An 18,747-nucleotide genomic window follows, 5' to 3' on the forward strand; every position below is an offset into this window, starting at 1 on the left:
TATAGTGAGGGAGCGGACCGAGGCGCCAGATGCCGGTCAGGGAGGCGGGACAGCGGCAAGGCGCCAGTGCAGCTGCAGCACGCCGCCCTCTTCGTCATCGGGCACGAAGCCCAGGGCCGCATACAGCCGGCGCGCGCCCTCGTTGTCCCGGCGCACCGCCAGCCTCAGGACGCGTCTCTCCTGCTGCGCCTGGCGCTGCAGGCGCAGCAGGGTCTCGGTGGCCACGCCGCGCCCACGCGCCCACGGCATGACGGCAAGATCGACGACGCGCAGTGCCTCGTCCACGCATGCCGTGACGAGCCGGCCTGCGGCGGCGCCGTCCAGTTCCAGCACCTGGTAGATGGCGCCGGGGTAGCGTTCGCGGTAGCTGGCGACCTGCGCCTGCCGCTGCGTGGCGATCAATCCGTCGATGTAGCGCTTGTCGGCGAGCAGCGCGAGCAGGTCGGCGCGGGTCGACCGGTACAGCGCGGCGAAGAAGTCTTCGTCGGCCGCCAGGGCCGGGCGGATGTGCAGGGCCGGCAGTCGCTCAGGCATGGAGACGCTGCCGGCGCGAGACGTCGCGCAGCACCTCGCGCGCGGCATTGTGCCCCGGTGCGCCGGTGACGCCGCCGCCGGGATGGGTGCCGGCGCCGCAGGTGTACAGCCCGGCGACGGGGCCGCGGTAGTCGGCATGGCCCAGCATCGGACGCGCCGCGAACAGCTGGTCCAGGCCCAGCGCGCCGTGGAAGATGTCGCCGCCCACCAGGCCGAAGGTGCGTTCGAGGTCGAGGGGGCTCATGATCTGGCGGCCGAGCACGGAGCGCTTGAAGTTCGGGGCGTAGCGGTCGACGGTGGCGATCATCAGGTCGGCCACCTGTTCGCGGTGATCATCCCAGCTTGCCCCATCGGGCAGCTGCGGCGCCACGTGCTGGCAGAACAGGCTGGCCACGTGCTGGCCCGGCGGCGCGAGCGTGGAGTCCAGGGTGGACGGAATCAGCATCTCGACGATCGGCTCGCGCGACCAGCCGTGCTGGCGCGCGTCCATCCAGGCGCGCTCCATGTACTGCAGGCTGGGCGCGATGATGATGCCGCTGCCATGGTGTTCGGCGGCTTCCCTCCCCGGCAGGCAGCTGAAACTGGGGAGCTCCGACAGCGCCACGTTCATGCGGAAGGTGCCGGAGCCGCAGCGCCAGCCCTGCATGCGGCGCAGGAAGTCCGCGGGCAGCGCGCCAGGGTCGACCAGGCGCGTATAGAGCAGGCGCGGGTTCAGGTTCGACACGACCACGCGCGCGTCCAGGCGTTCTCCCCGCTCCGTGACGACGCCGCAGGCCCGGCCCTTCTCGAGCACGACCTCCTCGACCGCGCAGCCGGTGCGGATCTCCACGCCCCGGGCCCGCGCCGCCTTTGCCATCGCCTGCGTGATGGCGCCCATGCCGCCGATGGCGTGCCCCCAGGCGCCCTTCTTGCCATTGACCTCGCCGAAGACGTGGTGCAGCAGCACGTAGGCCGAACCCGGCGCATAGGGGCTGGCGTAGTTGCCGACCACGCTGTCGAAGCCGTAGGCGGCCTTGATGGGGGCGCTCTCGAACCAGCCGTCGAGGTAGTCGCCCGCCGATTTGGTGAACAGGTCCAGCAGCTCGCGCTGCATCGGCAGCGACAGCGACTGCAGGCGCTTGCCCAGCTTGCCGGCCTTGATCAGTTCCGGCAGCGCGGCAAGCCAGCCGCCCTGGACCCGGTTCGGCGGCGTTTGCAGCACCAGCTCGCGCAGCAGCTCGGCCGCGCTGTCCAGGTGGCGGGCGTAGTCCTCGAGGCGGTCCGCATCGCGCCGGGAGAACTTGGCGACCTCCTGCGCCGTCCTGCCGGCGCCCAGCTTCAGGTAGCGGCTGTCGTCCAGCGGGAGGAAGTTGGACAGCGGCCGCTCGACCACGCGCAAGCCATGGGCGGACAAGCCCATATCCTCGATGACACGGGGATTGAGGAGGGATACCGTATAGGCGGCGACCGAGTTGCGGAAGCCCGGATGGAATTCCTCGGTGACGGCGGCGCCGCCGACGACCTCGCGCCGCTCCAGCACCGTCACTTTCAGGCCGGCCCGGGCCAGGTAAAAGGCGCATACCAGGCCGTTATGGCCGCCTCCGATGATGATCGCGTCGCGCATCGACTGCCTCCGTGGTGGAACCGCATCATTATGAACCGACGGCACGCCAGGCGCACCTGCCTGGATCGACAGCATTTGCGCGAAGTCGCGCAGCCCGGCGTGCTATGCTCTGCTTCCCTTCCTATTGTAGAGCGTGCGATGCTGGCGAAAGCGATGATGATGGTGGCCGGTCTGTCGATGGCGTCCCTGGCCCTGGCACAGGCGACCCCGAAGGACACGGAAGTGTGGACGCCCGAACCCGGGCGCGTGAGGCCCGGGGCGGCGCATGGCGCGCCCTCGGACGCGCTCGTGCTGTTCGGCGGGAAGGACCTGGGCGAATGGGTCTCTGCCGGCGCCCCCGACAGGCCCGCCCCCTGGACGGTCGCGCACGGCGCATTCACCGTGCTCGGCGGCAGCGGCGACATCCAGACGCGCCGCAGCTTCACCGACTACCAGCTGCACATCGAATGGCGCGTGCCCTCCACACTGACGGGCAGCGGCCAGGCACGGGGCAACAGCGGCGTCTTCCTCGCCTCGACCGGCAACGGCAGCGGCTACGAGATCCAGATCCTCGACTGCCACGACAACAAGACCTATGTGAACGGACAGGCGGCCAGCATCTACAAGCAGCACATCCCTTTGGTGAACGCCTGCGCCGCCCCGGGCGAGTGGCAGAGCTACGACATCGTCTGGACCGCGCCGCGCTTTGCCGCCGACGGGACGCTGGCCTCGCCCGCCTATGTGACGGCCCTGCACAACGGGGTGCTGGTGCAGAACCATGTGGCGCTGCCGGGAGAATCGGTCCACGTGGGCAAGCCGGCCTATCGCAAGCATGGCGCGCTGCCGATCCGGCTGCAGGACCATGGGGATGCGGTCAGTTTCAGGAACATCTGGGTGCGGCCGCTCGCGGCGGCGCCTGCGCGCTAACCCCACACCGGCATCCACGATGAAGACCACGATGCGTTCCGGCGCCGGCGGCAAAGGCGCCCTCCTCCTGTCCGTCCTGCTGGCAGGCGCCGCCCATGCCGCGCCGAACGATGCGCCCTGGGTCGCCGACCTGGGCAACGGCAGGTACCAGAACCCGATCCTCAACGCCGACTACTCCGACCCGGACGCGGTGCGCGTGGGCGACACTTACTACATGACCGCGTCCAGCTTCAACAGCGTGCCCGGCCTGCCACTGCTGCAGTCAAAGGACCTGGTCAACTGGACGCTGGTCGGCCACGCCCTGCCGAAGCTTGTGCCGGAGCAGCACTTTGCCGTGCCGCGTACCGGCGCAGGCGTGTGGGCGCCTTCGCTGCGTCACCACGACGGCAAATTCTGGATCTTCTATCCCGACCCGGACCACGGCGTCTACGTGGTCACCGCCGCCGACTTCGCCGGTCCCTGGAGCGAGCCGCACCTGCTCCTGCCGGGCAAGGGCATCATCGACCCGGCCCCGCTGTGGGACGAGGACGGCAAGGCCTGGCTGATCCACGCCTGGGCCAAGAGCCGCGCCGGATTCAACAACGTCCTTACCCTGCGCAGCATGTCGCCGGACGGACGGCGCCTGCTCGACAGCGAGGGCAAGGTCGTCATCGACGGCAACAAGCTGCCCGGCTACCGTACCCTGGAAGGGCCGAAGCTGTACAAGCACGAGGGCTGGTACTACGTGTTCGCCCCGGCGGGAGGGGTGGAGGAAGGCTGGCAATCGGTGTTCCGCTCGCGCCGCATCGAAGGCCCCTACGAGGACCGCATCGTGATGGAGCAAGGCGAGACCGCCATCAACGGCCCCCACCAGGGCGCCTGGCTGCGCGCCCAGGACGGCAAGGACTGGTTCGTCCACTTTCAGGACCGCAAGGCCTATGGCCGCGTGACGCACCTGCAACCCATGCGCTGGCTGGATGGCTGGCCCCTCATCGGCCAGCCCGGTCGCAAGCCTGGCGTCGGCAACCCGGTGACCGGGTGGGTCAAGCCGGTGGCCGGCCAGGCCGTCGCAGTACCACCCGCAACCGACGAATTCAACGGCAAGACCCTCGGCCTGCAGTGGCAGTGGAACGCCAATCCGCAAACGGGCTGGTACGCGCTCGACGCGCGTCCCGGACACCTGCGCCTGCCGGTGCTCGCCAGCCGGGCTACGAAGGGCTATGTGCGCGCCTCCCCCAACATCCTCACCCAGAAGCTGCCCGCCACCGCCTTCAAGGCCGACACGCGCATCGAGCTGCACGAGGCGCAGGACGGCGACCGCGCCGGCTTGATCCTGAACGGGTTGACCTATGCCGCCATCGGCCTGCGCTGGCAGGGGGGCGAACAGCAGCTGGTGTACGCCGTATGCGAACCGGTCAAGCCACGCTGCCAGGAGAACGAGACGGTGCTCCTGCCCAAGGCTCCGAACGCGGTCTTCTTGCGCATGACCATGTCCGAGGGTGCGCAGGCGCGCTTCTTCTACAGCGTGGACGGCAAGCACTTCACACCGGCCGGCGCGCCCTTCGCCGCCACCAAGGGGCATTGGGTGGGGGCGCAGATGGGGCTGTACAGCGCCAGCGATGCCGCCAGACCATCGGGCGGATGGCTCGACGCGGATTATTTCCGCGTCAGCCGGTAAAAGCGTCAGGGGTTCGCCAGGCTCCGCTTTATCGCTGCTCCGCCGCCTTTGCGCGCGCCGCGTGCAGCTTGCGGTAGCTGTCGATCAGGCGGTGGTGACGGTCCAGGCCTTCGAGCGCCATGCTGGTCGGCGTCAAACCATGGAAACGCACGCTGCCGTCGACCGAACCCAGCACCGCATCCATGCGTGCATTGCCGTACATGCGACGGAAGTTGACGACGTAGTCTTCCAGCTCCAGGTCATCGTCGAGCACCACGTGCAGCACCGCGTCCATCGCCTGGTAGAACAGCTTGCGCTCGACGGTGTTGTCGTTGTACTGCAGGAAGGCGCCGACCAGCTCCTGGGCGCCTTCGAGCTCGCCCAGCGCCAGGTTGATCAGGAGGCGCAGCTCGAGCACGTTCAGCTGGCCCCAGTCCGTGTTCTCGTCGAACTCGATGCCGATCAGGCTGGCGATGTCGCCGTACTCGTCCAGCTCATTGTTTTCCAGGCGGTCGAGCAGATCGTTCAGGGCGTCGTCGTCCAGGCGGTGCAGGTTCAGGATGTCTTCGCGGAACAGCAGTGACTTGTTCGTGTTGTCCCAGACCAGGTCTTCCACCGGATAGACTTCCGAGTAGCCCGGCACCAGGATGCGGCAGGCGGTGGCGCCCAGCTCGTCGTAGACGGCCATGTAGACTTCCTTGCCCATGTCCTCGAGGATGGCGAGCAGGGTCGCCGATTCCTGCGCATTCGAGTCTTCGCCGGCGCCCGAAAAGTCCCATTCGACGAAGTCGAGATCGGTCTTCGCGCTGAAGAAGCGCCACGAGACCACGCCGCTCGAATCGATGAAGTGCTCGACGAAGTTGTAGGGCTCGGTCACGGCTTCGCTCGCGAAGGTCGGCGGCGGCAGGTCGTTCAGGCCCTCGAAGCTGCGGCCCTGCAGCAGCTCCGTCAGGCTGCGCTCCAGCGCCACCTCGAAGCTCGGGTGGGCGCCGAAGGAGGCGAACACGCCGCCCGTGCGCGGGTTCATCAGGGTCACGCACATGACCGGATACCGGCCTCCGAGCGAGGCGTCCTTGACCAGCACCGGGAAGCCCTGCTCTTCAAGGCCCTGGATCCCGGCCAGGATGCGCGGGTACTTCGCCAGCACCTCGGCGGGTACGTCCGGCAAGGCCATCTCGCCTTCCAGGATCTCGCGCTTGACGGCGCGTTCGAAGATCTCGGACAGGCACTGCACCTGGGCCTCGGCCAGCGTGTTACCGGCGCTCATGCCATTGCTGGCATACAGGTTCTCGACCAGGTTGGACGGGAAGTACACCGTCTCCCCATCGGACAGGCGCTTGAAGGGCAGCGAGACGATGCCGCGCGCCGCGTTCCCGGAATTGGTGTCGACCAGGTGGGAGCCGCGCAGCTCGCCGTCGGGGTCGTAGACCTCGCGGGTGTAGGCGTCGAGGATCTCTTCGGGCAGCGCATCGTCGGGGCCCGCCTGGAACCAGCGCTCGTTCGGGTAGTGGACGAAGGGCGCGTTGGCGATGTCCTCGCCCCAGTAGGCGCCGGCGTAGAAGTGGTTGTTGTTCAGGCGCTCGATGTATTCGCCCAGGGCCGAGGCCAGCGCGCTTTCCTTGGTCGCGCCCTTGCCGTTGGTGAAGCACATCGGCGAGTGCGCGTCGCGGATGTGCAGCGACCACACGTTGGGGACGATGTTGCGCCACGAGGCGATCTCGATCTTGATGCCCCAGCTGGCGAGCATGCCCGACATGTTCGCGATGGTCTGCTCCAGCGGCAGGTCCTTGCCGGGGATGTAGGTGGCCGCTCCGCCATCGGGCTGCAGGGTCAGGAGGGCCTGGGCGTCCGCATCCAGGTTCGCCACCTCCTCGATCACGAACTCGGGGCCGGCCTGCACCACCTTCTTGACCGTGCAGCGCTCGATCGAGCGCAGGATGCCCTGGCGGTCCTTTTCCGAGATGTCCGGCGGCAGTTCGACCTGGATCTTGAAGATCTGCTGGTAGCGGTTCTCCGGGTCGACGATATTGTTCTGCGAGAGGCGGATGTTCTCGGTCGGGATGTTCCGGGTGTTGCAGTACAGCTTGACGAAATAGGCCGCGCACAGGGCCGAGGAGGCCAGGAAGTAGTCGAAGGGGCCGGGCGCCGAGCCGTCGCCCTTGTAACGGATCGGCTGGTCGGCGATCACGGTGAAGTCGTCGAACTTGGCTTCCAGACGTAGCTTGTCGAGGAAGTTGACCTTGATTTCCATATGAATTCCGGTGAATGCTTAAAAATGGCTGGCTACGATCGAACCTTTGTCCGACGACGCAAAATAGAAAGCCCTGTGAGAACAGGGCTCTGCGAGAGTGAAGCGCATGATTTTACTCGATTTCGCAGCTTCGCCGCATTCGGGACTGCGCCGCCGCGGCGCCAGGAGAATGTAACTTTTCAGTAATAATATCGAATAGTTCCGATACATTGTGTGCAAGGGAAGCCGCTGAAAACCAAGGATCATTGCGCTACCGCAATGATTGCTGTAATGTATCTTTGATCCGTATCAAGCGCCGGACGATGAGCGCTTCTACCACGATTCTCGACACTTCCACGCTGGCCGAGTCCATGCCTTCCGCTCCGCAGCTGCCGGGCCACTACGAAGTGCGCGGCCGTCTCGGCGAAGGCGGCTTCGGCCAGGTCTACGAGGCCTGGGACAACAAGCTGCGCCGCCCCGTCGCCATCAAATGCATCAAGCATGCGGGCGCCGGCCGCGCCGAAGCCGACCTGATGCGCGAAGCCCGCCTCGGCGCCTCGCTGCGCCACGCCGCCTTCGTCACGGTCCACGCGATCGAGGACGACGGCGACACCCAGTCGATCGTGATGGAACTGGTGCCCGGCAGGACGCTCAAGCAGGTGCTGCTCGAGGGTCCCGTGGCGCAGCTGGAAGCGCTCGAATGGACGCGCCAGATCGCCGAAGCCATGCGCGACGCCCACGAGTCCGGCCTCGTGCACGGCGACGTGAAACCGTCGAACCTGATGCTGGAACCGGGAGGCAAGATCCGTGTCCTCGATTTCGGCCTGGCCCACAGCGTGGACGTCCTCGCCACCACCAGCCTGCCCTCCAACGCCCTGCAGGGCACCATTGCCTACATGGCGCCCGAGCGCATGCTCGGTGCGCCGCTGTCGCCGCAAGCCGATGTCTATGCCCTGGGCCTGATCCTGTACGAGATGATCAACGGCGCCAGGCCCTTCGCGCTGCTGGACGGCCTGGCGCTGGCGGCGGCCCAGGTGCAGGCGTCGTCCGACGGCTGGAACTATCCGGTCGACGCCAGTCCGCAGCTGGTCGCCCTGATCCGCGCGATGACGGCGCGCCAGCCCGCGCAGCGCCTGGCCGGCATGGCCGAGGTGCTCGAGCGGCTGGCGCAGCTGGATGCGCCGGCGCCGCCGGCAGCCCGCCCCGCCAGGAAGACCATGGCCCCGCGCACGCGCAAGGCGCTGGCCGGCGTGGCGCTGCTGGCGCTGCTGGGTGCGGGCGGCTGGTATGCGGCGCCCCACCTGGCGGTGCTGGGCAGCTCGCTGGCGCCCTTCTCCGAATCGCTCGAGATGGAGCAGGGACTGGCGGCGCTGAAGCAGTTCGACCGCCCGGACAGCCTGGACAAGGCGGAGCAGCACTTCCGCCGCATCCTGGAGCGCCAGCCCGACAGCGCGGCGGCGGCCGCCGGCCTGTCGATCACGTACGCCTTGCGCTACCAGACCGACAAGGGCGACGAGACCTGGCTGCAGCGGGCCGACGCCAGCGCCCAGCGCGCCGCCCAGCTCAACGAGCAGCTCGCCCTCAGCCACGTCGCCCGCGCCTGGGTGCTGTTCAACCAGGGCAAGCGCGAGGAGGCGCTGGGCGCCCACGCCGAGGCGCTGCGCCTCGATCCCAACAATTTCTTCGCCTGGTATGGCCAGGTCGCGACGCTGCGCCGCATGCACCGCTACGACGATGCGCGCGCCAGGCTGGCCGAGGCCTTCGTCCGCTTCCCGCGCGAGCGCGCCTTCACCGACGAACTGGGTGCGATCGAGTACGAGCAGGCCGATTACCCGGCGGCCGAGCGCGCGTTCCGGCGCAGCATTGCGCTGCAGCCTGATGCGGTACTCGCCTACTCCAACCTGAACGCGGCGCTGCTGCGCCAGAACCGTGATGACGAAGCCTTGCGGGTGCTGCAGCAGGGCCTGCAGATCCGGCCCAGCGCCAAGCTGTACACGAACCTTGGCAACGCCCTGTTCCTGCGCCAGGACTACGTCGGCGCCGCGGCGGCCTTCGAGAACGCGGTGTCGCCGACGCGCGGCTCGCCCGGCGAATACCAGCTGTGGGCCAACCTGGCAGATACCTTGAACTGGATTCCCGGACGCGAAGCGCAGGCGCGGGCCGCCTACGAGAAGGCGCGCGAACTGCTGGCGCCGCGCCTGGCGCGCGCGCCGAACGACGTGTTGCTGGTCTCGCGCATGGGCTTGTACGCCGCGCGCACCAGGGCGCTTGACGACGCCGCCACCCTCCTGCCGCGCGCGCTCGCGCTGGCACCGAACAGCGCCGACGTGCAGTTCCGCGCCGCTCTCGCCTATGAACTCCTGGGCCAGCGCGACGCGGCGCTCGTCGCCATCCAACACGCCCGGCGCCTGGGCTACCCGGTCAAGTTCATCGACGCCGAACCCGACCTGGTGGCCCTGCGGCGCGACGAGCGTTACGTCCGGGCCGATGTGTCCGGCAGTCCCCGTGCTCCAGCAGCACGTTCAACGAAGTGAACTGAAAGAGACCATGGCAACCGATTACAACATCACCATCCAATTCAATCCGGGCAATCCAATGGCCACCTGGAGCATCGACGGCAAGATCGAAGCGCTGATCAAGGCGAACGTCGGCGATACCCTGACCTTCGACTTCCGCCTGCCGGACACGCCTTCCGTCGAGCTGGCAAGCGCCATGCTGTTCGCGGGCCCGCGCAAGCCGGCCAGCGCGCACTCGCCCTTCAACCAGTCGCAGATCCCGCTGGTGCAGGGTTCGAAAGTGAAAGTGGCGAACGACGGCTTCTGGGGTTTCTCGATCGCCTTCACCACGACCAACAAGGAAGGCGTGAGCAGCTTCTTCTTCCTGCCCGATCCGGAACTGGAAGTCGGTTCGATCTGATCGGACTTCAGTTCGGCCGCAGCAGCCGCCAGCGGCGCCGCAAGGCTTCCGCCGGCGTCTTCAGGAGCGCCGCGCAGCGCTCGATATCGCCCGCCGATGCCGCCATCGCGCGGGCGATGTCGTCTTCGGCGATCGTCTCGGGCCGCCGGATGTCCGGGTGGTCCTCCAGCAGCTTGTACAGGCTCGGACGCGAGATTCCCAGCGCCTGCGCCGCGGCCTGGATGTTCCAGTCATTCCCGGCCATCGCCTCCAGCACCTCGCCGTCGCTCAGCTTCGAAGGCCTGCGGCGTGCGACCGCAGTTTCCAGCGTCACGACCGGTTCCGGCTCCAGCGCCTCTTCCACCTTCGCGCGCGCGCTACCCACCAGCTGCTCCAGCGTCGGCACGCCGCCTTCGCGCAGCACCAGCGCGGCGCGCTGCAGCACGTTGAACAGCTGGCGGACGTTGCCCGGCCAGTCATGGGCCGCCAGTTCCGCCACCAGCGCCGCCGGCAGCTCGGCCTCGATGCCCTGCTGCCTCAAGAGGTCCACGATCAGCACGCCGACATCCTCGCGCCGCTGGCGCAGCAGCGGCATGCGGAGCACGAAGCCTTCCAGCCTATGCAGCAAGGCCTGGTTGAAGGCAGCGGCATCGAGATCCTGGTCGGAGGCGGCGACCAGGCGCGCGCTCGAACGCCGGTCTTCGGATGCGCCGATGGGCCGGTAGCCGCCGCCTTCGATCGCGCGCAGCAGCATCGGCTGCACGGCCGCCGGCGCGTTGCCGATCTCGTCGAGGAAGAGCGTCCCGCCATCGGCTTGCGCGAACAATCCCTCGCGCGCAGCGCCCGCGCCCGGATACGCGCCTTCCACTGCGCCAAACAGCGCGCATGCCGCCATGGACTCGCCCAGTGCCGCCATGTTGACGGCGACCAGCGGCCCTTGCGCCCGCCCGCTCAGCGCGTGGATTGCGCGCGCGGCGATCTCCTTGCCTGTGCCGGTTTCTCCCACCAGCAGGACCGGCAGGCTGGTGCGCGCCACCATATGGATCTGCTCGCGCACGCCAATGCTGGCGCTGCCCACGCCGATCAGGCCCGGCACCGTGTTCGGCGCAGGCAGGCGCTGCATCCAGTGCAGGCACAGAACCACCGCCCGCCCCAGCGTCAGGATCTGGCCATCGGCAATCTGCCCCGCACTGAAGTGGATGGGGTGGGTGAGGACGCGGCCATTGACTTCAACGGCCATGGGGCTGGCCGGCAGGGTCATGGAAACCCGGTCGCTTGCGTCCCGCACCAGGCGCAGGGGCTGGCGCGAAATGGCGCCGTGGCCCAGGGGCAGGCCCTCGCGGCCGGGGTGCATGAAGAGGGGAGCAAAGCGATTCAGCTCGATGACGTCGCCGCCGGCGCCGCCGACGAACTGTTCACCGATCCGCGCGCGATCGGGGTGCCAGACGATGGTGAGAGCGAGCAGGGGCGCTGCACCGTTTTCCAGGTCGTAGAGCGGCGAGGTCAGCGTGAAATCGGAGTAAGTCATGGGGCCTGACAAAAAGCACGGATGCACGAGGCGTGGTGATTGTCATTTTAACCTCATGCGGCCGCCAGGCCCAGCGTGCAGGGCCGCATTCCGGTCCCTGCTGCCGCGCAGTCCTAGCCCGGTCCCGGGCTGGACAGCCTGCCGAAGGCCGCCTTCTCCATCACCGGCAAGGGTAGGCGTCGCCGGAACCGCGGCGGCGATACTTCCCGCATCTGGACGGCGCCTTTCGGCACGAAGAGGTGGGCGCGGCGGCGGTCGGCGATATTGACGCCGGCAAAGCGCTCGATGCCGACATCGGTGGCCGGCTCGCTGCTACCTGCCTGCGCGTCGCCGGCGCCAGGCCGGCCATCGTTCCAGCGATTGCCGGCGGCATCGAAGCGGACGTGGAAATGGCGCTGGCGGGAGTCGATCACGTCCAGCAGCCCGGACGACAGGTCCACGCGGAGCACCATGGCCGGCGTCGGCGCCAGCACGCGCTCGCCCAGGATGCAGGCGAGCCTCGCGTGGTCGCGCTCCAGGAAAGCGGATGCTTCCACGAAGGGGGTGGCATGCACGATCTTGCGGCCCGTCTCGTCCGTCACGGAATCGGCGGTATCGAGATAGAGCAACTTGCCGCTCGGCCATGCGGGCGCCGTGTACTCGAAGAAGTGCGGATCGGTGAAGAAGACCTGGAAGGCCATGCCGAGCGACCTGCCGGCCGCCGCGATATGAAAGCGCAGGCGCTCGACGGCTTTCTCGTCGCCGTAGACCGCGATACCGTCTTCCTGGGGGCGCAGCACCAGGCCAGCCCTGCGCAGCTTGTCGAAGCAGGCCGGTACCGGCACGATGCGCAGGTCGCGCAGCACGCCGTCGGCAAAGAACGCGTGTCCGAACGAAATCCGGAAAATCAGTTTACAGGACGCCGGCATATCACTCCCCCTTCGCATGATGAGCCCATGATGGTTGGTTTGAAATAATGTGCCGACCGCTGACGACGCCATTCAAATCAGAGCGCGCCACGCGGACGCGATATAAAACAATGGGCAGGTATTTGCCGCGAACGATTCCAAATACCGGTTGTATTTTAATAAGGCGGAATATCGGGAGAAGGTATTCGACGGCTTCGGGATAAAGCCGCTGCAATCCGAACGTATTATGGTGTCTTGCCAGGTCAACCATCGCCAACCGCCCGCTGCTGTCATCAAGGCCGCCAGCACGGGCTGGATGGCCGTAATTAATAAGTTGCTACGTGCTCGGGAAAACATCATATGGAATATTTATTCACTCCGTCAACCAATAATTGGAGCTATTTTTTTACATGTAAAATGACGTGTAAAATTGCGATTTATTTTACAAGCACGATAATCCCGATAATGAAGAGCGGCTTATCCTTATAATCGCCTGATATTTTCGGAGTTAATAAAAGAAAAACCCGCCGAAGCGGGTTTTCTGGTTCAAGGCAAGGCGGTGTCAGGGCGATTCGATGGCGGCAACCGGCCCTCGCCTGCCCTGGCGGTCGAAGGCCGCGACACGGATCATGCCGCGCTCCAGGATCGGCCCGCTGACCACAGAGCTTGCCGCCGTCGGCTCGCTGCCATCGCTGGTATAGCGCAGCACCATCCCCGGCAGCACGTGGTTGGCCAGCACCCTGCCCCCGTCCAGCACGAGGCCCGGCGGCGCGATGCGGTAGGCGACGTTCGAGCCGTCCAGGTCGAGGCGCGGCAGCACGCGTTGGCCGAGCGCATTGACGAAACCCGTCCAGTCGTCGCGGTGCAGGACCGCCGCCTTGTTCTGGTCAAGGGTCGTGGCCCAGGCCGGGTCGGCCGCCCATGCACGCTCGGCCAGGGCCACCATGCGCGGCATCACCAGGTAGTCGAGGCGCGCCGGGTCGCGCGCCGTTTCCGCGAACAGGTTGGCCTGGATGCCCCGTACGCGGCGCTTGCCGTAGTCGGTCAGGCGATCCTTGCCGGCCCTGGCGGCGTCCGGCGCGTCTTTCATGATGTCGAAGGGGATGAAGTCGTACACCGTGTCGAGTTCGACGTAGGCGCCCCAGTTGACGCCGTGCTCCTCGGGGTTGGCGTTGTGCGCCATGTCGAAGTACATGCGCGTGACGGGCGTGAGCACGATGTCGTAGCCGGAATTCGCCAGGCGGTAGGCCAGGTCCTCGAGGCCCACCGTGTTGTTCCACACGTAGGCGGTGAAGCCGTTGCGGGTGAAGCGCGGGTTCGGGATCAGCTTCGAGGCGCCGTCCAGCCGCGTCTTGCGGGCGGCCAGTTCTTCCCAGCCGGAGGTGAACATGCCGTGCTTGCGCACGATGGCGTCGACCCGCTCGTAGAAATAGTCCCACAGGTCGGCGCTGCTCTCCAGGCCATGCTTGCGCTTCCACGCCTCGCTCGCGGGCGACTTCTCCCAGGCCCCGTTGGCCAGTTCGTCGCCGCCCATGTGGATGGTCTTGAGGGGCACGCCGGCCTCGCGGTGCAGCGCCGCCATCTCCCTGACCACGTGCTCGATGAAGGTGTAGCTCGATTCGAGGCCGGGATTGATCACATTGTCCTTGAAGTACTGGGCCGACAGGTAGTCGGAGCGGTCCTCCAGGTCATTCAGCAGGTAGCGCGCGGCATCGCGGCTCCCCGCGCTCTTCAACCGGTGGTAGCGCGACTCCATCGCTTGCACGGCGGCGCGCGCATGGCCGGGCATCTCGATCTCGGGGATCACCTCGATGTGGCGCGCCGCGGCGTAGCGCAAGATCTCCAGGTAGTCCGCGCGGGAATAGTAGCCGCTGCCCGCGGGGTCGCGCGGATCGGGCCCGGAGCCGTAGGCCGGTTGCAGGCGCACGCCCGGCTTCGCGCTGTGTCCGCGCACGGCGCCGATCGTGGTCAGTTCCGGCAGGCCGGCGATCTCGATGCGCCAGCCCTCGTCGTCGGTCAGGTGGAAGTGGAACTTGTTCAGCTTGAAGCGCGCCATCAGGTCGAGCCACTTGAGCACCGTTTCCTTGCTCTGGAAGTTACGCGCGACGTCGAGCATGAAGCCGCGGTAGCCGAAGCGCGGCGCGTCCACGATGGTCAGTTCGGGCAGGGACGGGTCCGCGGCGCCGGGCAGCGGCATCAGGTCGCGCAGGGACTGCAGGCCATGGGCGACGCCGGCCGCGCTGTTGCCGACGATGTCGATGCCACTACGCGCGTCGATCGTGAGGCGGTAGGCCTCGGGCGAATCCTGTCCCTCGACCGTGCCGACGCTCAAGCGCAGGGCCGGGCCACCGCCGGCCGGCAAGCTGGACGGGAACAGCGAACCGGCCAGCGCAGTCTCGTTGGCCAGCGTTGCGGATGCCTTGATGACGGGTCGGCCCGCCAGCACCAGGCGGCCGGCGCCGGTCTGCAGCGCCAGCGGCGTCGGCAGGACCGGCGGGACCTTTGACGCCGGCAGCAGCTCGGCCCTGGCATTGCGCCAGTAGGTATCTTCCGGCGTCACCGCCGAATGCGGGCTGCCGACCTTGCCACGCTGGGGCGGCTCCTTCAGGGGCGTCACCGTGTAGGGCAGCGGCACGCCCATATCTGGGGCCGCGTCGTACACCAGGTAGGGACCCGCCGGCGAGCGCGAGGGCATGAACACCGAATCCCGATGCCGGTAGGCGAATTCCAGTGTCTGGCCGGGGGCGAGCCCCTTGAAATCCGGACCCGGGCGCAGGCGGAACAGGCTGCCCGCGACTTCCTCCAGCACCAGTCCGTTCGACTGTGCGCCGGCCGGCATGCGGTCGATGCCCGACAGGTAGAGCGACCAGCCGGACGCCGGCAGCGGCGCGTTGTCCTTGTTCGTCAGGGTAAAGCGCGCCGGCGAGCCTCCTTGGGGCAGCTGCAGGCCGGCAGGCTGGCGCTGCATTTCCCAGCGTAGTTCCAGGCGCGCGGGGTTGGCGACACTCGCCACGGCAGCGCCCTGGGCGGCCAGCACCGTCGGCGCCGGCAGCGCCACCAGCGCGGCCAGCAGGATGGCAGCCATTGGGCCTTTCCACATTGTCGTCTTCGTCAAGTCTCTCTCTCCAATCACAGGCATTACTCGGCCGCCTTCGTCCGCGCAAACAGCCGCTCGATCTCTTCCAGCGACTTGCCCTTCGTTTCGGGCAGGAAGAAGGTCGCCGTGATGAAGTACACGGCGGTGCAGACGGCCCAGAACAGGAACATCATGTGGTAGCCGAAGTTGCCCACGATCGGCAGGAAGGCGCCGGCGATCAGGGTGCCGGTGCCCTGGTTGATCAGGAGCGCCACGCCCATGCCCACCGAACGGATCCGGGTCGGCATCAGCTCGGACAGCGCCAGCCAGACGCATACGCCCGGGCCGATCGAGAAGGCGGCGATGAAGCCGGCAATGCAGAGCGCGGCGAGCAGGCCGCTGTTCTTGTCCGGGATCGGGCCGACGCTGGCGCGCACGATCTCGAGCGGGGCATTCGCTGCGCCATCGGCGGGGCGGATATCGATGCGCTGGGCCATGTGGACGCGGCGGGCAGCCTCGATGGTGGCGCGCGCTTGCGCCGGCAGGCTCGCGATCAGCTGCTGCGCCCCTTCGGGCTCCGCGGCGGCCCGCCCGCTCCAGGCGGCGCGCGCCTGGGCCAGCACGGCGCGCTGCGCTTCCGGCAAGGCGCTCACCAGCGCCTGCTCGCGCGCCAGCACGGCCTGCGCCTTCGGCGTCGGCGTATAGGCTTCGGCCACCTGTTCCTTGTCGCCGTACTGGTAGAGGATGGTCAGCTGCACGGGTCCCGATGCGGGCGGCGCCAGGCGCGAGTCAGCCAGGTTCAGGTCGAGTGCATTGCCCGCCACGAGGGCCGCCACGTCGGCGCGCACGTCGACGCGCTGCGATTCGAAGCGGTGGAACAGCAGCGCGAGCAGGCACAGCGACACCATGATGCCGGCGGTGCCGATCTTGAGCAGGAACACCCTGCCCTTGCGCTCGACCAGCATGATGGCGGCCACCGTCATCACCGAATTCAGGATCTTGATGGCGGTGCCGTAGCTCGACGCGCTCACCGGATCGAGGCCGGCGTGCTGCAGGATGGTCGACATGAACTGCAGGATCGAATTGATGCCGGTAGCCTGGTTGCAGCCCAGGATCACGCAGGCCAGCACGAAGGGCAGCACGTAGCGGCGCTGGGTCAGCATCTCGGCCAGGGCCGCGCCGCGGCCAAGCTTCGGCCGCGCCTTTTCCTCCGCCAGTGCGGCGCCGATCTCGGCCACTTCACGCTCGCACTCGTCAGCCGGGCGCAGGCGGGACAGCACGCTCGCCGCCTGCGCCGCGCGTCCACGCCGGATCAGCCAGCGCGGCGATTCGCTCACGAACAGGCAGCCGAGCAGGAACAGGGTGCCCGGGTACAGCACCGCCAGGAACATGCTGCGCCAGGCGCGGTCGGCGGCGGCGCTCACCGCGGCCGCATCGCTGCCGGCCGCCTGGATCGCCAGTTCGGCATTGCTCAGGTAATGGTTGCCGATGAAGGCGGCGAGGACGATGCCGACGGTGAGCGCAAACTGGAACAGCGCCAGCCCGCGTCCGCGCTGGTTCGCCGGCAGGCATTCGGCCAGGTAGAGCGGGACCACCACCGCGATCACCCCGCCGCTCAGACCCTGGAGCAGGCGCCCCAGCAGCAGCGGCACGAAGGATTGCGAGAGATAGATGACGGTGACGCTGCCCACGAAGAGCAGCGCGCTGACCACCATCATCGGGCGCCGGCCCAGCCAGTCGGCAAGCATGCCGGCGACCACCGAACCGAGGATCGAACCGCCCATCACGGCTGCGACGACCAGCGAGAGCTGGCCTTCCGTGAGGCTGGTGGCGCGGTGCAGGTAGGGCAAGGCCGGATCGATGATGCCGATGTCGATGCCGTAGAGGAGTCCGCCCAGGCCGCAGATCGCGGTCAGGAACAGGAGGTGCATGCGTTGCTGATTCTGAGTCGACATGGCTGGCCTTGGTAGCGCTTGTTGCCACGTATCATAATCGCAATAGCTGCCAAGAAAGCCGGATGGGCTCCGTCACTCGTCAATTTCGTGGGAAACGCGCAAAACGGGCGCTGCGGAGATCAGCCCGGGCCGGCAGTGCGCCGGCTTGCGGGAATCTGAGACAATAGGCACAACCGCTGCAATCCGATTGACCGCCTCCCATGTATTCCGAACTGAACCGTGACTCCATTGCCGCCCTGGTTGCCGACTTTTATGGCGACATCCGGCGCGACAGCGTGCTTGCCCCCGTATTCGACGGCGCCATTGGCGACAACTGGGAGCCGCACTTGGCTAGGATGGTCGATTTCTGGTGCTCGGTCATGCTCAAGAGCGCCGAGTTCAAGGGGAATGTCTACGGCAAGCACATGCAGCTGCAGGGCGTCGAGGCGGAACATTTCCGCCGTTGGCTGGGATTGTTTGAATCGCATGTGACGGGGCGTTTCGCGCCTGGCGATGCCGACGCGTTCCTGGCGGCCGCGCGCCGGATCGCTGCGAGTCTGCAGTATGGTTTTTTCGGCCGGGTCGAGGTGGCGTAGCGGAGGCTTCAGGAAGACGCCGCCACGATCATCCCGCGTCGCAATCTGCGCCGGCGAGCGCATCTCACTCGAGGTACTTTTCGTATCGTCAACTCGCGGGGGCCGCGTCTACCAGCCAGCACCCGGGTCATAGACAAAATTGTCGTCTAGCCGGATGAATTCAACCCCACGGAGCATGCGTTTCAATGCTTGCGCACGAAAAGTCTCAGTACAAACCAAGGAGAATAGCTCTACGCATTGAAAGAGATGAGGCGTTTCGGCATCCTTGGAAACGAATTTTTCAATACGTCTATAGATGGGAATATCGGGAAAGAAACGATCCATCATCGGCTGCCCAGATTCATCTATAACTTCCACTTCAGTTACTGACTTTTCCGCGTCCAGCATTGGCAGATGATCAGCAGGCAGGAACACGAAATAAGATTTCGATGGTCGCCCACCTTTGAAGTAGGTGATATCGAGTGGCACCTGACGGGAATTGACATGAAGATCAGCACACAAAGCAACAAACTGTTCCGAGACGTACTTTGCCAAGGTTCCATAAAAGTCAAAATCGATGAACTGTAGATCTCCATCCGTGGTTCTAAGTGAATAATCTCTCGTTATCTTGGCCTCGTGCGGTTTCGTCTCGAAATTCCTCCACTCCCACTCGGGCTGATTAAACTCTCCGGAAAGATGGTAAGGGCAACCCTTGCCGTCCGGCCGATACTTTAATACATATAACGGTTCATTCACATAACCTCCTATTACATGGCCTACGACGGATTTACCGCTGCCAGCCCTTCCGAATGGGTACTTGGCGCCCTCAAGTATCCTGCACGATTTGGAGTACGCTCCCCCACGCAATTCTGCCTTTTCATACTCTCTTCCAGAACAGATCCGCCACCAGACAAGCGGATAGGATTTTGATTGGAATGCCCTA

At 66.6% G+C, this 18,747-nt stretch carries 14 protein-coding genes; 5 read left to right on the forward strand and 9 right to left on the reverse strand.

What is annotated here, in order from left to right:
* Positions 1–36: 36 nt before the first annotated feature.
* Both NX780_RS22255 and NX780_RS22260 read right to left on the reverse strand, forming a co-directional pair.
* Complete coding sequence (locus NX780_RS22255; RefSeq protein ID WP_258830077.1) at positions 37–534, reverse strand: GNAT family N-acetyltransferase; 498 nt, start codon at positions 532–534, stop codon at positions 37–39.
* A complete protein-coding gene (locus NX780_RS22260; protein WP_258830078.1) occupies positions 527–2,137 on the reverse strand; it encodes a phytoene desaturase family protein in 1,611 nt (536 codons plus the stop codon). Before NX780_RS22260 ends, NX780_RS22255 begins: the two co-directional genes overlap by 8 nt.
* 138 nt (positions 2,138–2,275) lie before the next feature.
* Here NX780_RS22260 and NX780_RS22265 point away from each other — a divergent pair, with 138 nt between their 5' ends.
* Together NX780_RS22265 and NX780_RS22270 are read left to right on the forward strand one after the other, a co-directional pair.
* Positions 2,276–3,043: a 3-keto-disaccharide hydrolase gene (locus NX780_RS22265; RefSeq protein WP_258830079.1), complete on the forward strand. Its 768-nt coding sequence runs from the start codon at positions 2,276–2,278 to the stop codon at positions 3,041–3,043.
* Positions 3,044–3,062: 19 nt separating this feature from the next.
* Complete coding sequence (locus NX780_RS22270) at positions 3,063–4,700, forward strand: glycoside hydrolase family 43 protein (RefSeq protein WP_258830080.1); 1,638 nt, start codon at positions 3,063–3,065, stop codon at positions 4,698–4,700.
* A 28-nt stretch (positions 4,701–4,728) separates the two neighbouring features.
* On the opposite strand, the gene NX780_RS22275 is transcribed toward NX780_RS22270, so the two are convergent.
* A complete protein-coding gene (locus NX780_RS22275) occupies positions 4,729–6,930 on the reverse strand; it encodes an OsmC domain/YcaO domain-containing protein (RefSeq protein ID WP_258830081.1) in 2,202 nt (733 codons plus the stop codon).
* A gap of 302 nt (positions 6,931–7,232) precedes the next feature.
* Between NX780_RS22275 and NX780_RS22280 the strand changes: the two genes are divergently transcribed.
* On the forward strand, positions 7,233–9,443 hold the full coding sequence (locus NX780_RS22280) for a serine/threonine-protein kinase (protein ID WP_258830082.1): 2,211 nt from the start codon (positions 7,233–7,235) through the stop codon (positions 9,441–9,443).
* A gap of 13 nt (positions 9,444–9,456) precedes the next feature.
* The gene (locus NX780_RS22285; RefSeq protein ID WP_258830083.1) at positions 9,457–9,825 is read left to right on the forward strand and encodes a hypothetical protein; all 369 of its coding nucleotides are present in this window, start codon (positions 9,457–9,459) and stop codon (positions 9,823–9,825) included.
* A 7-nt stretch (positions 9,826–9,832) separates the two neighbouring features.
* Here NX780_RS22285 and NX780_RS22290 read toward each other — a convergent pair whose 3' ends face one another.
* The 5 genes from NX780_RS22290 to NX780_RS22310 form a co-directional block, all read right to left on the reverse strand.
* Positions 9,833–11,332 (reverse strand): sigma-54-dependent transcriptional regulator, encoded by a 1,500-nt coding sequence (locus NX780_RS22290; protein WP_258830084.1) that lies wholly within the window; start codon positions 11,330–11,332, stop codon positions 9,833–9,835.
* 113 nt (positions 11,333–11,445) lie between these two features.
* A complete protein-coding gene (locus NX780_RS22295) occupies positions 11,446–12,240 on the reverse strand; it encodes a hypothetical protein (RefSeq protein WP_258830085.1) in 795 nt (264 codons plus the stop codon).
* Position 12,241: 1 nt separating this feature from the next.
* Positions 12,242–12,490, reverse strand: a complete 249-nt coding sequence (locus NX780_RS22300; RefSeq protein ID WP_258830086.1) for a hypothetical protein — start codon at positions 12,488–12,490, stop codon at positions 12,242–12,244.
* A gap of 291 nt (positions 12,491–12,781) precedes the next feature.
* Complete coding sequence (locus tag NX780_RS22305; RefSeq protein WP_258830087.1) at positions 12,782–15,304, reverse strand: family 20 glycosylhydrolase; 2,523 nt, start codon at positions 15,302–15,304, stop codon at positions 12,782–12,784.
* A gap of 53 nt (positions 15,305–15,357) precedes the next feature.
* Positions 15,358–17,250 carry an MFS transporter gene (locus tag NX780_RS22310; protein ID WP_258830088.1) on the reverse strand — a complete coding sequence of 631 codons (1,893 nt, stop codon included), beginning with the start codon at positions 17,248–17,250 and terminating at the stop codon, positions 15,358–15,360.
* 200 nt (positions 17,251–17,450) lie between these two features.
* Here NX780_RS22310 and NX780_RS22315 point away from each other — a divergent pair, with 200 nt between their 5' ends.
* Positions 17,451–17,825 (forward strand): group III truncated hemoglobin, encoded by a 375-nt coding sequence (locus NX780_RS22315; RefSeq protein ID WP_258830089.1) that lies wholly within the window; start codon positions 17,451–17,453, stop codon positions 17,823–17,825.
* A gap of 108 nt (positions 17,826–17,933) precedes the next feature.
* Here the strand turns inward: NX780_RS22315 and NX780_RS22320 are convergent, their stop codons facing one another.
* Positions 17,934–18,560, reverse strand: a complete 627-nt coding sequence (locus tag NX780_RS22320; protein ID WP_258830090.1) for a hypothetical protein — start codon at positions 18,558–18,560, stop codon at positions 17,934–17,936.
* Positions 18,561–18,747: the final 187 nt, after the last annotated feature.

The organism is Massilia agri (assembly GCF_024753255.1).
Taxonomy (GTDB): Bacteria; Pseudomonadota; Gammaproteobacteria; order Burkholderiales; family Burkholderiaceae_D; genus Telluria; species Telluria agri.